This is a genomic window from Kitasatospora sp. NBC_01539, assembly GCF_045040525.1.
Classification (GTDB): Bacteria; Actinomycetota; Actinomycetes; order Streptomycetales; family Streptomycetaceae; genus Kitasatospora.
On the sequence record NZ_CP109390.1, the window covers coordinates 9,066,210 to 9,080,323 of the forward strand.

Genomic DNA, 14,114 nt, shown 5'->3' on the forward strand with positions numbered 1-14,114 from the left:
GCGGCGCCGAACTCGCGCGGGTACCGGCCCGCGGACGGCGGCTTCGGTGCGTCCGGCTACCGGGCAGCGGTCCGGGATGTTCGGGCGCGCCTGGACCGCGCGGTCGAACAGGCCGGTGTCGGCGAGTTCGACGGTCACGTCGTCGTCGGCGGCGACGCCCGGCCCTGAGCCTGCGGCGTGGCGTGGCCGAGCGCGGGGACGCGCGGCGTTAAGGATGCGTCAAGGTTCGCCCCGCCGCTCCGGCCCGCAGGGCCCGCCGCCCGCCCCGAGGGTGCCGCCGGGAGGGCGGCGCGGCCCGTGCGTCCGGGCCCTGCGGGTCGGCCGGCCGGCCGGTCGGCGCGGCTCGGCAGGTGCCTCCGGCGGTCGGCCCGTACGGCTGCGGTCCGGCGCCGACTGGCTTGCGGAGCAGGCACGTTGAGGCGTGAGCGGGGAGCCGGACCGGGTGCTGCGCCGGGCGGGGTACGGCGGCGGCAGCGCGGGGCCGGCGGCAGCGGGTGGCCGGTGGGCCCGGCGGGGTACGCGTGCCCCAAGTGGCCCGGGGCGGCCCGGACGGGGCGGCGGGCCGGGTGACGGCTCCGCCTACGCTGGCGTCGCCGCCCTGCCGGGCGGCTCGATCGTCGGCGTTTCCCCGGAGTCCACCGTGTCCGTTTCTCCTGCTCCGCTCCCCGATCCCTCGTCGTCCGGGTCGCCGGGCCGCCTCCGGGCGTGGCTGCTGGAGGGGCTGGCGGACCGGGCCAGCCGGCATCCCGGCCCGCACGCGAAGGCGCCCGCGCACCAGGGGCAGCGGTGGTGGCGGGTGATGTGCCTGACCGGCCTGGACTACTTCTCCACGCTCGGCTACCAGCCGGGCATCGCCGCGCTCGCCGCCGGGCTGCTGTCGCCGATCGCGACGATCGTGCTCGTCGTCGTCACGCTCTGCGGGGCGCTGCCGGTCTACCGGCGGGTGGCCCGGGAGAGCCCGCACGGCGAGGGTTCGATCGCGATGCTGGAGCGGCTGCTGACCTTCTGGCAGGGCAAGCTGTTCGTACTGGTGCTGCTCGGGTTCGCGGCGACGGACTTCCTGATCACCATCACGCTGTCCGCGGCGGACGCCACCGCGCACCTGATCGAGAACCCGCATCTGAGCGGCGTGCTCCACGGCCGCCAGGTGATCGTCACCCTCGTGCTCGTCGCCCTGCTCGGCGCGGTGTTCCTGAAGGGGTTCGGCGAGGCCATCGGCCTGGCCGTGGGGCTGGTCGGGGTCTACCTGGCGCTGAACGTCGTGGTCGTCGCCGTGGGCCTGTGGCACGTGGCGACGGCGCCGCACGTGGTCGCGGACTGGTCGCACGCGCTGACGCTCGAACACGGGAACGTGTTCGCGATGATCGGGGTCTCCCTGGTGGTGTTCCCGAAGCTCGCCCTGGGCCTGTCCGGTTTCGAGACCGGTGTCGCCGTCATGCCGCACATCGAGGGCGGGCCGGGCGAGACCGAGGAGGAACCCGTCGGCCGGATCCGCGGCGCCCGCAAGCTGCTCACCACCTCCGCCCTGATCATGAGCGTGTTCCTGATCGCCACCAGCTTCATCACCACGCTGCTGATCCCCGCCGACGCCTTCCAGCCGGGCGGGGAGGCCAACGGCCGCGCCCTCGCCTACCTCGCCCACGCGTACCTCGGCGGCGCGTTCGGCACCGTCTACGACGTGTCGACCATCGCGATCCTGTGGTTCGCCGGGGCGTCCGCGATGGCCGGCATGCTCAACCTGCTCCCGCGCTACCTGCCGCGCTACGGCATGGCGCCGCACTGGGCCCGGGCCGTCCGGCCCACCGTGCTGGTGCTCACCGCGGTGGCCTTCCTGGTCACGTGGATCTTCGACGCCGACGTCGACAAGCAGGGCGGCGCGTACGCGACCGGCGTGCTCGTGCTGATCAGCTCGGCCGCGATCGCCGTGACCATAGCCGCCCGGCGCGCCCGCCAGCACGGCCTGACGGCCGCGTTCGGCGTCATCGCCGCGGTGTTCCTCTACACCACCGGCCTCAACATCGCCGAGCGCCCGGACGGCGTGAAGATCGGCGCCTGCTTCATCGCCGGCATCCTCCTCATCTCGTTCGCGTCCCGGCTGGCCCGCGCGTTCGAGCTGCGGGTCACCGAGGTGGTCCTCGACGACACCGCCGAGCGGTTCGTCCGCGACTGCGCGCACCGCTCGATCCGGCTGATCGCCAACGAGCCCAGCGGCCGCGACCTCGCCGAGTACCGCGACAAGGCGCACCAGATCCGCACCGACAACGGCATCCCGGCCGAGGACGACCTGGTCTTCGTGGAGGTGGTGGTCCGCGACCCGTCCGACTTCGAGGCCGAGCTGCGGGTGCGCGGCGAGGTGCTGCACGACCGCTACCGCGTCCTGACCCTGGAGCACTCGTCCATCCCGAACGCGCTCGCGGCGCTGCTCCTGCACGTGCGCGATTCCACCGGGCGCCAGCCGCACATCTACTTCGAGTGGACGGAGGGCAACCCCTTCGCGCAGCTGCTGCGGTTCTTCCTGTTCGGTCAGGGGGAGGTCGCGCCGGTCACCCGCGAGGTGCTGCGCGAGGCCGAGCCCGACCGGGCCCGCCGGCCCCGGGTGCACGTCGGCTGAGGGCGCGGGTACGACGGCGCGGACGGGCCCCGGGACAGCGTGCTCCCGGGGCCCGTCCGCGCCGTCGCGTGGTCAGTGGCCGGCGCCGACCACGGCGCTCTCGGGGCGGGCCGGTCCGGTCCGCGCCGCGGGCAGCGCCCCCGGCAGGCCGAGGACGTGCGAGGTGCCGCTGAGGGCCGCGAGGCGCAGGAGGGCGGGTGAGGGGTTCTCCAGGTGGAAGGTGGCGCGTGCGCCGTCGATGCGCTGCCGCGCCCGCAGCAGGCTGCCGAGGCCCGCGCAGTCGCAGAACGTGAGCGCCGTCGCGTCGAGGACGACGATGCGGGGATGGGCGAGGAGGGACTGCCGGACGGCCTCCTCGACCTGTGGGGCGGTGTCCATGTCGAGTTCGCCGGACAGTTCGACGGAGATGACGCTCGTGCCCGTCCTGATGCGCACCGCCAGGTAGCCCGGTGCCGTGCTGGGTCGTTCGGCCACAACGGCCTCCCTTCACCGGGCGGCGTGCAGGACGCAGCCCGGGGCCGCGAACTGCGGCACGTGCCCACCCTAGAGGCAACGTTTGCACTTCGACAACAATCCACCCTCGGCAACGATCGGCGGGTCGCTCCGGGCACGGCCGTCCGGGGCGGCCGCCGGCAGGTGGGAGGGGCCCGTCGGGCCCGGTGGGAGAGGCCCGCCGGGAGAGGCCCGGACCGGCTGCGGGACGGCCGGGTCAGGCGCTCCGGGCGGGTCAGGCGCTGCGGGCGGCTCCGGCGCCGTGCACGCTCCCGGACGCTCCCGTGTCCCCGGCGGTGCCGCCGACCGGCCCCGTGCGCGTCCCCGCGGCGGGGACGCCCGACGCCGCCGTGTCCAGCGCCGCCGTGTCCAGGGCGGCCGTACGGAAGGACCGCAGCCCGGCCAGCAGGGCACGGCGGTCCGCACCGGGCATGCCGTCGAGGATCCGCTCCAGCGCCTGCTCCCGGGTGGTGCGCAGATCGGTGAGGAACGTCCGGCCGGCGGGCGTGAGATGCAGTTCGAGCTCCCGGCGGCTGGCCGCGCTGGCGGTGCGCTGCACCAGGCCGATCGCCTCCAGCCGGTCGCACAGCCGACTCACCGAGGACGGCCGGGAGTCCAGCGTCTCGGTGAGGGTGCGGAGGTTGATGCCGTCGTTGCTCTCCAGCACGTACAGCACCCGCAGCTGCGACACCGACACCGGCGCGGAGACCAGGTCGCGGCCGCCGCCCCAGAGCACCTCCAGCAGCTCCACCACGGACGACGCGACGGCCGCGGTGTCTGAGCGGCCCGGAAGCGGGGAGACGGTGTTCATGGGGCCTATCTTGACACCCCTGCCACACCACAGGACAACCCGTCGGCCGGAACGGCCGGCGGTCGGACGAGAAGGCGGATCGAGTGACAGCCAATCTGTCGACGGTCGAGCGCGCACTGCGCACTGCTGCCCCCTACGCCCTGCTCGACGCCGCGCGGGAGTGCCTGACCGGCCTCTACGGCGCACGGCGGGTCGAGCTGCTGCTGGCCGACTACAGCCTGACCGTGCTGCAGCCGGTCACGGAACTGCCCCGCACGGCCCGGCCGCTCCCGGTGCACACGACGGCTCCCGGCCGCGCCTTCGGGGCGCAGGAGCCCTTCACCGAGCCCGGTCCGGCCGGCGGCGCGGTGCTGCTGCACCTGCCGGTGACCGTCCGGGGCGACCGGCTCGGGGTCCTGAGCCTGGAGCTCGACCGGTCCGGCCTCACGCGGGCCGTGCAGGACGAGCTGTGGGAGGTCGCCGAGATCCTGGGGCACCACATCGTCGTCGCGGAGCGCGACACGGACCTCTACCTCCAGGCCCGCCGCAAGGACCGCCTCACCCTGGCCGCCGAGATGCAGTGGCAGCTCCTGCCGGCGCGCGCCTGCATCCGTGACGAGTACGCCATCGGTGCCCAGCTCGAACCCGCGTACGCGATCCACGGTGACAACTTCGACTGGTCAGCCACCGAGGACCGCCTCACCCTGACGGTCACCAACGGCATGGGCGAGGGCATTGAGGCGTCCCTCCTCACCAACCTCGTCATCAGCGCCCTGCGCAACGCCCGCCGGGCCGGCGTCGACATCGCCGACCAGGCGGCCCTGGCCGACCAGGCCGTGTACGGGCAGTACCGCGGCAAGGCCCACGTCTCGGTGCTGCTCCTGGAGTTCCACCTGGACACCGGCCTGGTGGAGATCGTCGACGCCGGATCGCCGCAGCTGCTGCGGCTCCGCTCGGGGACGGTCGAACACATCCCGTTCGAGGCGCAGCTGCCGCTCGGCCTCGCCGACGACACGCCGTACGAGGCGCAGCGCATCCGGGTCGAGCACGGTGACCGGCTGATCTTCGTCAGCGACGGCGTCCACGCGGTCGCCTCCCGGGCGGGCGAGCCCTACGGCGAACGCGCCCTGTCCCGTGCCATCCTGGAGACCCAGCTGCTGCCCGCCGCGGAGGTGCCCCGCGCGGTGCTGACCGAGCTGGCCCGGCACCGTGACGACGACCCCCGTGACGACGCCCTCCTCGTCTGCCTCGACTGGTACGGCCGGCATCCGGCCCCCGCCGACGCCCCGCCCGCCTGAGTGGGGCCCGCCCGCGCCGTGCCGCCTGCGCCGTACCGCCCCAGCGCGGGGCGCGGTACGGCGCGGGACGCGGCAGGCTCCGGCTACCCGCGGTCGAAGCCGGGCGGCAGGGGAGCCTGCCGGAACAGCGTGCCGGGCACGGCGTCGGCGAGCGCGCCGTAGCCCACCGGGCCGAGGTGCAGGTGGTCGCCGACGTCGTACGCCGGCAGCAACCGCCGCGGCGCCTGCGGGTCGCGTGCCACCCGGTCGAAGTCGATCACGCTGTCGAACCGTCCGCTCGTGCGGATCCACCGGTTGACCCGTTGCCGTGCCGCCTCGCGGCGGCCGTCCGGGTCGTCGTAGGCGGCGTTGCCGCCGAAGGGCGTCAGCGTCGCCCCGTAGACCCGGATGCCCTGGGCGTGCGCGCGGGCCACGATCTGGTCGTACGCGGCGACGAGGTCGTCGGCGACCCGGGTCTGGGCCTCCTCGGTGGCGGCGGCGGTGCCGATGTCGTTGACGCCCTCGAAGACGATCAGCCACTGCACGCCGCTGCGGACCAGCACGTCGCGGTCGAGCCGGGCGAGGGCGTTGGGGCCGAGGCCGTCGTCGAGCACCCGGTTGCCGCCCGCGGCTTCGTTGATCACCGCGGTGCCGGCCGTGTCCGGCCGCGCCTGCAGGCGGCGGAGCAACTGGTCGGGCCAGCGGTCGTTCCGGTTGGTGGTCGAGCCCCGGCCGTCGGTGAGCGAGTCGCCCAGCACCACGGCCGCGGCCTCGCCCCGGGGCGACCACACCTCGACCCCGCTGAGGAAGTACCAGTGGTCGGTGGGGGTCGCCCCGGGCAGGTCCGTGTCCTGGACGTGGCTGCCCGCCAGCAGGTAGCTGGTGGTCCGGGAGCCGGGGTGCGAGGTGATGGCGTCGGACGCCTGGCCCTGGGCCAGGTGGAGCGTGACGGTGAGGTCGGTCCCGGGGGCGAGGTCGAAGTCGAGGGGGTCGGAGACCACCTGGGCGCCGACCGGCACGGACACCGACGGGCGCGCGTGGAAGGTGACCGGCCGGGAGCTGCCGGGCCGGATGCCGCTGGCGCCCGCCTGCCCGCCGGCGGGCAGGGCCACCGAGACAGCGGTCACGGGCAGGGCGGCACCGCCGAAGGCGTTGGAGAACCGCAGCCGCAGCTGCCGCCCGCCGGCCGACACGTGGACGGTCTGCCGCAGCGTGGTGTCGGGGAGCACGAGATGGTCCCGGGTGAACGGCGCCGGCGGCATGTTGCCGGGTTCGGTGAGCTGGGGCATCGACGCCCAGGTGTCCAGCCAGTGCCCCGGGGCCGCCCGGCCGTCGGTGGAGGCGGCGGATCCGGCAGCAGGCGCGGCGGTGGGGCGGCCGCCGTCGCCCGGCGCACCGTTGCCCGGCGCACCGGCGGCGAGCGAGGTGGCGGCGAGCGAGGTCGCGGCGACCACTGCGGCCACGGCTGCCACCGCGGCGGCGCCGGTCGCGACGGTGGCCAGGGGGCGGGTGGGGGTGGTTCGGTCCATGGTTCGGGTGTCCTCCGTGAGCGGCTCGGAGCGCGGACGCACGACGTGACGAGGCCCGCACCGGCGGCCCCCGGCGGATGGGGCCGCCGGGGGCCGCGCGGTGACGGGCCGGCTCCGGCGGCAGCGGGGGAGCCGCCGGAGCCGGGACGGGTCACGAGGCGGTGCAGGCTCCGATGCTGGGCGCGTTGGTGTTGCCGTTGGTCATGACGGTGAAGCCGAAGCTGGTGGACGCCCCGGCGGCGAGGCTCCCGTTGCCGTTGGGCTTCATGGTCATGACGTTGCCGCTGCTGTCCCAGGTCGGGGTGCCGCTCCAGGTGGCGGAGATCTTCTGCGGCGAGGTGAGCGTGACGTTCACGCTCCACGCGGTGATGGCGCTGCTCCCCGCGGTGACGGTGACCTGGCCGTTGAAGCGGTCCGACCACACGTTGGTCCGGGCGTAGGTGGTGGTGCAGGTCGCGGTGCCGCCGCCGCCCCCGCCTCCGCCGGTGGTGCCGCCGAGGGCGTTCAGGACGGCGGTGTAGGCCGGCTTCTTGCCGTAGTTGTCGTCGAAGAGCAGCGGGGTGCCGCTGCTGCGCCACGAGTACTTGTCGGGGATGCCCCAGACCGTCATGCCGGTGCAGCGGGTGACGGCGAGGCAGGCCGTGGTGACCTTGCCGTAGCTGGTGGCCTGGGCGGTGCCGGAGCCCTCGATGTCGAGCTCGGTGATCTGCACGTCGACGCCGAGGTCGGCGAAGCGCTGCAGGTTCGCCTGGTAGTCGGACGGCACGGGCGAGGCGCTGTTGAAGTGCGACTGGAACCCGACGCAGTCGATGGGCACGCCGCGCTGCTTGAAGTCCTTGACCATGGCGTAGACGGCGTTGCTCTTCGCGTTCTGGCCGTCGGTGTTGTAGTCGTTGTAGCAGAGCTTGGCGTTGGGGTCGACGGAGCGCGCGGTGCGGAAGGCCTCCTCGATGTAGCCGCTGCCGAGCTTGTCCTGGAACGGGGAGCTGCGGCGGGCGCCGCTGGATCCGTCCTGGAAGGCCTCGTTGACGACGTCCCAGGCGTAGATCTTGCCCTTGTAGTGGGTCATGACCTGGGTGATGTGGTTGTTCATCGCGGTGCGCAGGTCGGTGGCGCCGAGGCCGCCGACCCAGCCGGGGAGCTGGGAGTACCAGACCAGGGTGTGGCCGCGGACCTTCATGGACTTGCTCTGGGCGTGGCTGACGATCTGGTCGGCGGCGCCGTAGGTGAACGTGTTGCGGGTGGCCTCGACGGCGTCCCACTTCATCTCGTTCTCGGGTGTGACGGCGTTGAACTCGGCGTCCAGGGTGGAGGCGTAGGCACTCTCACCGAGGTGGTTCGCGGCGACGGCGGCGCCGAAGTAGCGGCCCTTCGCGGCGGCGGACCCGGCCAGCGTGGACGCGGCGTGGGCGCTGCCGGCCAGGCCGGTCGTCACGACGGCGCCGGCGAGGCCCGTCGCGAGGAGGGCGCGGACGACGGTCGGGCGGATGCGGCGCGGGAGTTTCCTCAACGTCGGTCTCCTTCGTCGGACCGGGCCCTGGGGAAGTGGGGGTGCCCGGTCGAGTGGGGTGGGTGGGGTGGATGGGTGGGGGGTCGGGGCGGTTGCGGGCTCCGGGTGGCACGGGTGGCACGGGGTGCTCGGGGTGCTGGGGGTGCTCGGGTGCGTCGACAGGCGGCCGACACGTTCCGGAAACCTTGCGGAGTATGGTCCGGCTGTTTTCGAGCCCGCAAGAGTTACCCCCAAGTAACTTTTGCCGCCACCGGTGCGGACCTCCGGGCGTGCCGCGTTCCTGACGGCAGGTCAGTTGCCCTTTCGCGCACCGTTGTCGAGCCTGGCCGGACGGGGTGAACCTGCGGGTCGACGCCGGGTCGGGGCCTGCCGGGGGCGCTGTTCCCCACCCGCGGTCGGCGGGTTGTCGCCCCCGGATGTGCGGGCGTGGCGTGGCCGGGAGGTCGGTGCGTCACGTTCCGATAACCCTGTGCACGGGGGTTGACCCTCTGTCAGGGCGGGTCCTAGCGTCGCAGCCGCGCCACAGATTTCGGCAATGATGCCGAAAAGTTTCGAAAGGCTTGATGCTCCGATGCAACGCCCCATCCGGCTCCCTCACCTGCTCGCGGGCGGCACCGCCCTGCTCCTCGGCCTGACACTGGCCGGCTGCGGATCCGACCCCGGCGCCGACGCCGAGGCCGTCGACAGCGGCACCGGCGAGATCCACGTGCTCGTCTACGGCGACGCCGCGAACAAGGTCGAGAAGCAGCTCGTCGAGACCTTCAACAAGACCTCCGAGGTGAAGGCCGTCCTGGACACCATCCCGGGCGCCGACTACCAGCAGAAGCTCCAGACCGTCATCAACACCAAGCAGGCGCCGGACGTCTTCTTCAACTGGGGCGGCGGCAGCATCAAGCCCTTCGTCGACGCGGGGCTGCTCATGCCGCTCGACGACATGATCGTCCAGGACCCCGGTCTCAAGGCCAACTTCCTGCAGTCGGTCTTCAACACCGCGGTCATCGACGGCAAGGCCTACGGCGTGCCGATGCGCGGCACCCAGCCCGTGCTGCTCTTCCACAACAAGAAGGTGCTCGCCGACGCGGGCCTCACGCCGCCGAGGACGTGGAGCGAACTGCTCGACGCCGTACGCACCCTGAAGGCGAAGGGCGTCACCCCCATCGCCCTCGGCGGCGGCGACCAGTGGCCCACCCTGATGTGGTTCGAGTACCTCTACGACCGCATCGCGGGCCCGAGCGGCCTCACCGACCCCGGCCTCTTCCAGAAGGCGCTGAACGGCAACCGGGACGCCTGGGCGGGCGACGACAGCAGGAAGGCCCTCCGGCTGATCCGGCAGCTCGTCGACGCGGGGGCCTTCGGCACCTCGTACGACTCGGTGAAGTTCACCGACGGGGGCTCCCCGGCGCTGCTGGCCCACGGCAGGGCCGCCTTCGAGCTGATGGGCTCCTGGGAGTACTCCACGCAGCAGGACGCCGCCCCGGAGTTCGCCGCGTCCGACCTCGGCTACGGCTCCTTCCCGACCGTCCCCGGCGGCAAGGGCGACCCGAAGAACGTCGTCGGCAACACCAACAACTTCTACTCCGTCGCCAAGCGGACCAAGCACCCGGCCGCCGTCGCGGAGTTCCTCAAGCTCCAGTACTCCGACGAGTTCGTGCAGGCGCAGTTGGGCGTCGGCAACCTGCCCACCACCACCAACACGCCGAAGTTCCTGGCCACCGCCCCCAACCCGGCCTACTCCACCTACCAGTTCGACCTGGTCAGGGCCGCGCCGTCGTTCGAGCTGTCCTGGGACCAGGCGTACCCGCCGGCGGCGAGCACGCCCATCCACCGGGCCGTCCAGGACTTCTTCGCCGGCCGGATCGACGAGAACGGCTTCGTCAAGGCCATGCAGGCCCTGCCGACGGGCTGATCCACGGGCGGGTCACGGCAGTTCCTCCTGAAGCTCCTCCTGCGGCACCGGTCGGCGGTGCCGCAGGAGGTACCACGGGCGGCCCGGCGGGGCCGGTCAGCAGAACCAGCCGTCCTGCACCCAGCCGTGCCGGTTGATGTCGCCGTAGGCGAAGCCGTACACCCAGCCGCTCTGGGTGCGCTCGACCAGGAACGTCTGGCCGGTGTACAGCGTGCCCGTCCAGGCGCCGCCGGGTGCGGTGCGGACGTACAGGTCGTGGGCGCAGACGGTCTCGCGCCGCCCGACGGTGCCGTCGGCGGCCAGGGCCGGTGCGGCCGTGAGCGTCGCCGCGGCGAGGGCGGCCGATGCCGCGACGGTGCGCAGGAGGGTGCGGGTGACGGTCACGGAGATGCTCCTCGGTCGGGCGGGTCGGGGGAGTGGGCGCGGCGTGCCGCGTCACCAGGAGCCGTAGCCGCCGAGGCACTCGATGCGCACGTAGCCCCAGTCGCCCTTGCCGAAGTCGAAGGTCGCCGCCCAGCCGTTGTAGACCGGGTGGGCGCCCCTGGTGTGGCCGACCTTGTTGCCGGCGCCGAGCACCCGGACCAGCCCCACCGGGCCGGAGGCGCTGTCGTAGTTGGCGTAGAAGCTCGCGCTCTGACAGACGATGACCGCGTGTTCGGGCGGGACGACCGCCCCGGCGGTGCCGGTGGCGGCGACGGAGGGTGCCGCCACGGCGGCGACCGCCACCAGGGCGCGAGCGAGGGACATCCGCATGGTCGGCTCCTCTGCCGGACGGTGCTCCTGACGGTGCGGCCGGGACGCGCCGGTGCCGTCGCGGCACGGGCCGTTCGTGCGCGGCGCGCGGTGCGGGCACCAGTGTGCCGTGTCCATGTCCACCCTGGGTAGGGGTGGTCGGTGAACTCCGGGTTTCCGGCCGCCGTGTCCGGGGCGGCCCGCGACGGGTCAGCCCGCGCCCGCGCCCGCCATCGCCGGGGCCGACAGCTCGGCGAGCAGGGCGATCCGCTGCGCCGTCCGCGAACCGGGCTCCGCGGTGTAGGCCACGATCAGGACGTCCGGGTCGCCGGGCAGGGTGAGGCTCTCGTAGGCGAAGTCGAGCGCGCCGGTGGCCGGGTGCCACAGGTGCTTGCGGCCGTGGGTCTTGTCCTTCACCCGGTGGGCCGCCCACATGGCGCGGAAGTCGCCGCTCCGGTAGGAGAGTTCGGCGATGAGCGCGGTCAGCCGGGGATCGTCCGGGTGCCGGCCCGCGTCCAGGCGCAGGAAGGCGACGGCGTCGGCGGCCACCTCCTCCTCCCAGCGGGTGAAGAGCGTCCGCGCCGCCGGGTCGAGGAAGATCTGCCGTGCCGCGTTGTAGCCCCCGGGCACGGCCGAGAAGCCGAGGAGGGCGTCGGCGATCGCGTTCCACGCGAGCACCTGCATCCGGCGGCCGAGGACGAAGGCGGGTGCGCCGCCCAGGGCGTCCAGCACCGACCGGACGCCCGGCCGGACGGCGGGCTGCGCGGGCGTCCGCGGCGCCGGAGGGCGGGCCAGGTCGAAGAGGTGCCGGCGTTCGACCTCGTCGAGGGCCAGCGCGCGGGCGACCGCCCCGAGCACGGAGTCGGACGCCGCGGGCCCCCGGCGCCCCTGCTCCAGCCGCACGTAGTAGTCGACGCTCACCCCGGCGAGCCGGGCGACCTCCTCGCGGCGGAGCCCCGGCACGCGCCGCGGGCCGTATCCCACCAACCCGACGTCCTGCGGGCGCAGCCGGGCGCGACGCGAGCGCAGGAAGTCCCCCAGGGCGTTGTCCATCGGCCCAGCTTACGGGCCGTCGGCCGGGCGAGCCTGGTACTGCCGGACCTACGACGGGCCGAGCCCTGGGCGGAACCCCGTGCCCGGGGCGAGGGTGGGACCGCCGACCCGTCCGGGCCGGCACCGGAGCCGACCGAAGGACACCCGCATGACCTACCCCTCCCTCGCCGGACGCACCGCCCTGGTCACCGGAGCGGCCAGCGGCATGGGCGCCGCCACCGCACGGCTCCTCGCCGCGGGCGGTGCCACGGTGGCGCTCCTCGCCCGGCGCACCGACCGCCTCGCCGAGCTGGCCGCGAAGATCGCCGCCGACGGCGGACGCGCCCTCGCGGTGACCGCGGACATCACCGACCGGCACGCGGTGCAGGGCGCCGCGGACACCGTCCGCACGGCGCTCGGCGGCATCGACCTCCTGGTCAACGCGGCCGGGGTGGCCCTGCCCAACCCGGCGGACCTGCACCGGCTCGACGAGTGGACGCGGATGGTCGACACCAACCTCACCGGCACCCTGCACGTCATCGACGCGTTCGCCGACGACCTGGTCGCCGCGGCCGCCGCCGGCCGGTCCGCGGACCTCGTCACCGTCTCGTCCGTCTCGGCCCGCACGACCTACCCGGCGTTCGCCGTCTACGCCGCCACCAAGGCCGCGGTCAGCCACCTGTCCGCCTCGCTGCGCACCGAGTACGGCCCGAAGGACGTGCGGGTGAGTGCGGTCGAGCCGGGCCTGACCGACACCGAGATCGTGCAGCACATCGACAACCCCGGGCTGAGCGCGCAGTTCGCCGCGATGATGGACGCCGTCCCGGTGCTGCGCGCGGAGGACGTCGCGGACCTGATCGCCTACACCGTCAGTCGCCCCCGGCACGTCCACCTCGCGCACTCGCTGGTCGTCCCGACCCGGGGCTGAGCCCGGGCCGGGATCGCCCCGCGGCCCGGGACCGAACCGCGGGTGCGGGCTGCGGGTCGGCTCAGCCGACGAGCAGCTGCCGGCGCAGGTCGCGCAGGTCGCGCGCGTCGAGGCCGAGGCCGGTGCGCAGGTAGCCGTCGAAGGAGCCGTAGACGCGGGTGACCTCGGCGAAGCCGGCGTCGAGGTAGGACGGGCGCACGTCGAGGAGGGCCTGGTAGGCGGGCCGCATCGACGCGGGCACCTGCTGGAGGGCGGCGGCGTTCTCGGCGGCGCGGTAGGTGTTGCTGGCGAGGTAGTCGGCGTTCACGGTCGCGCGGGGCACGCCGAGGGCGGTGAGGACGGCGGCGCTCGCCCAGCCGGTGCGGTCCTTGCCGGCCGTGCAGTGGTAGAGGACGGCGGCCGCGCCGCGGTCGGCGGCGGCGCCGACCAGCGTGGTGTACGCCGCGCGGCCGCTGTCGGAGGAGACCATGGTGCGCTCGACGTCCTCCATCATCTGCACCGCGGCGGCCTCCGTGGCGGGCAGCGAGCCGGCGATGCCGCTGCCGAGGACGTCCGCGACGACGTAGGTGGTGCCGGTGGGGACGCGGTCCGGGGAGGCCGCGCGCTCGGAGGCGGTGCGCAGGTCGATGTCGGTGCGGATGCCGAGGCGGCGGAGCGTCGCCAGGTCGGCGTCGGTGAGGCGGGCGAGGTCGCCGGAGCGGTAGAGGACGCCCATCCGTACCCAGTGGCCGCCGCTCGTGCGGTAGCCGCCCGCGTCGCGGAAGTTGGGGGCGGAGGCGAGGTGCAGGGAGCGGTCGGCGAGGGTGAGGGACGCGCCGTGGTCGGGCACGATCTCGAACCACCAGCGGTCCGCGCTGCCGAGTCCGGTGATCGTGGCGGTGTCGCTGCCGCGGCCTGTGGCGACGGCGTGCCGCCGGTCGATGTGCTGGGGGTCGCGGCCGGCGAGGACGGTGACGTGGCGGACGCCGGGGGCGGACCAGGCGACGGTGAACGAGCCGTCGGCCTGCCGGGTCACGGTCGCCGCGGTGAAGGGGATCGCCTGCGCGGACCGCGCCGGTCCGTGCGCGGCGGCCGGGTGGGCGGTGGCGGCGTCCGCGACGGAGGCGGTGCCGGCCATCGTGCCGAGGGCGAGCGCCCCGGCGAGGCCTGCCGTGACGAGCCGGCGGGCGGTGGGGCGGGCCGTGGGGTGGCCGGCGGCAGCGGCGGCGTTCAGGGGCTGGGACATGCTGTTCTCCAAGGTCAGGGCGGACATCTATACGTCTAGATGTCGGAGCTGACGCGCAGGGCGACCGCACGAGGAGCGGAGA

The 14,114-nt window shown here is 74.2% G+C and carries 12 protein-coding genes; 4 read left to right on the plus strand and 8 right to left on the minus strand.

Annotation, left to right across the window (positions count from 1 at the left end; genetic code table 11):
• Positions 1 to 640: 640 nt before the first annotated feature.
• A complete protein-coding gene (locus tag OG335_RS39260) occupies positions 641 to 2,611 on the plus strand; it encodes an amino acid transporter (protein WP_405009073.1) in 1,971 nt (656 codons plus the stop codon).
• Positions 2,612 to 2,683: 72 nt separating this feature from the next.
• Here OG335_RS39260 and OG335_RS39265 read toward each other — a convergent pair whose 3' ends face one another.
• Positions 2,684 to 3,085 (minus strand): STAS domain-containing protein, encoded by a 402-nt coding sequence (locus OG335_RS39265; RefSeq protein WP_405009072.1) that lies wholly within the window; start codon positions 3,083 to 3,085, stop codon positions 2,684 to 2,686.
• A gap of 253 nt (positions 3,086 to 3,338) precedes the next feature.
• Positions 3,339 to 3,914: a MarR family winged helix-turn-helix transcriptional regulator gene (locus OG335_RS39270; protein ID WP_405009071.1), complete on the minus strand. Its 576-nt coding sequence runs from the start codon at positions 3,912 to 3,914 to the stop codon at positions 3,339 to 3,341.
• A gap of 83 nt (positions 3,915 to 3,997) precedes the next feature.
• Between OG335_RS39270 and OG335_RS39275 the strand changes: the two genes are divergently transcribed.
• Positions 3,998 to 5,191, plus strand: coding sequence for a PP2C family protein-serine/threonine phosphatase (locus tag OG335_RS39275; protein WP_405009070.1), 1,194 nt, complete (start codon positions 3,998 to 4,000; stop codon positions 5,189 to 5,191).
• An 83-nt stretch (positions 5,192 to 5,274) separates the two neighbouring features.
• Here the strand turns inward: OG335_RS39275 and OG335_RS39280 are convergent, their stop codons facing one another.
• Together OG335_RS39280 and OG335_RS39285 are read right to left on the minus strand one after the other, a co-directional pair.
• Positions 5,275 to 6,699, minus strand: coding sequence for an SGNH/GDSL hydrolase family protein (locus OG335_RS39280; protein ID WP_405009069.1), 1,425 nt, complete (start codon positions 6,697 to 6,699; stop codon positions 5,275 to 5,277).
• Between the two features lie 151 nt (positions 6,700 to 6,850).
• Positions 6,851 to 8,209: an endo-1,4-beta-xylanase gene (locus OG335_RS39285; protein ID WP_405009068.1), complete on the minus strand. Its 1,359-nt coding sequence runs from the start codon at positions 8,207 to 8,209 to the stop codon at positions 6,851 to 6,853.
• Positions 8,210 to 8,780: 571 nt separating this feature from the next.
• On the opposite strand from OG335_RS39285, the gene OG335_RS39290 reads away from it, so the two are divergent.
• Positions 8,781 to 10,115 carry an ABC transporter substrate-binding protein gene (locus OG335_RS39290; protein ID WP_405009067.1) on the plus strand — a complete coding sequence of 445 codons (1,335 nt, stop codon included), beginning with the start codon at positions 8,781 to 8,783 and terminating at the stop codon, positions 10,113 to 10,115.
• Positions 10,116 to 10,211: 96 nt separating this feature from the next.
• Here the strand turns inward: OG335_RS39290 and OG335_RS39295 are convergent, their stop codons facing one another.
• The 3 genes from OG335_RS39295 to OG335_RS39305 form a co-directional block, all read right to left on the minus strand.
• Entirely contained in the window at positions 10,212 to 10,499 is a 288-nt protein-coding gene (locus OG335_RS39295; RefSeq protein ID WP_405009066.1) for a hypothetical protein, read from the minus strand.
• A gap of 51 nt (positions 10,500 to 10,550) precedes the next feature.
• A complete protein-coding gene (locus OG335_RS39300; protein ID WP_405009065.1) occupies positions 10,551 to 10,868 on the minus strand; it encodes a hypothetical protein in 318 nt (105 codons plus the stop codon).
• A gap of 189 nt (positions 10,869 to 11,057) precedes the next feature.
• Positions 11,058 to 11,900 (minus strand): helix-turn-helix domain-containing protein, encoded by an 843-nt coding sequence (locus OG335_RS39305; RefSeq protein ID WP_405009064.1) that lies wholly within the window; start codon positions 11,898 to 11,900, stop codon positions 11,058 to 11,060.
• Positions 11,901 to 12,048: 148 nt separating this feature from the next.
• Between OG335_RS39305 and OG335_RS39310 the strand changes: the two genes are divergently transcribed.
• Complete coding sequence (locus OG335_RS39310) at positions 12,049 to 12,807, plus strand: SDR family oxidoreductase (protein ID WP_405009063.1); 759 nt, start codon at positions 12,049 to 12,051, stop codon at positions 12,805 to 12,807.
• Positions 12,808 to 12,868: 61 nt separating this feature from the next.
• On the opposite strand, the gene OG335_RS39315 is transcribed toward OG335_RS39310, so the two are convergent.
• Entirely contained in the window at positions 12,869 to 14,032 is a 1,164-nt protein-coding gene (locus tag OG335_RS39315; RefSeq protein WP_405009062.1) for a tyrosine-protein phosphatase, read from the minus strand.
• Between the last annotated feature and the right edge of the window lie 82 nt (positions 14,033 to 14,114).

Excerpts from the sequence above, each read along its gene's own strand:
- OG335_RS39270 (WP_405009071.1), bottom strand. The coding sequence starts at position 3,914 with ATGAACACCGTCTCCCCGCTTCCGGGCCGCTCAGACACCGCGGCCGTC.
- OG335_RS39280 (WP_405009069.1), bottom strand. The coding sequence starts at position 6,699 with ATGGACCGAACCACCCCCACCCGCCCCCTGGCCACCGTCGCGACCGGC.
- OG335_RS39290 (WP_405009067.1), top strand. The coding sequence starts at position 8,781 with ATGCAACGCCCCATCCGGCTCCCTCACCTGCTCGCGGGCGGCACCGCC.
- OG335_RS39300 (WP_405009065.1), bottom strand. The coding sequence starts at position 10,868 with ATGCGGATGTCCCTCGCTCGCGCCCTGGTGGCGGTCGCCGCCGTGGCG.
- OG335_RS39305 (WP_405009064.1), bottom strand. The coding sequence starts at position 11,900 with ATGGACAACGCCCTGGGGGACTTCCTGCGCTCGCGTCGCGCCCGGCTG.
- OG335_RS39310 (WP_405009063.1), top strand. The coding sequence starts at position 12,049 with ATGACCTACCCCTCCCTCGCCGGACGCACCGCCCTGGTCACCGGAGCG.
- OG335_RS39315 (WP_405009062.1), bottom strand. The coding sequence starts at position 14,032 with ATGTCCCAGCCCCTGAACGCCGCCGCTGCCGCCGGCCACCCCACGGCC.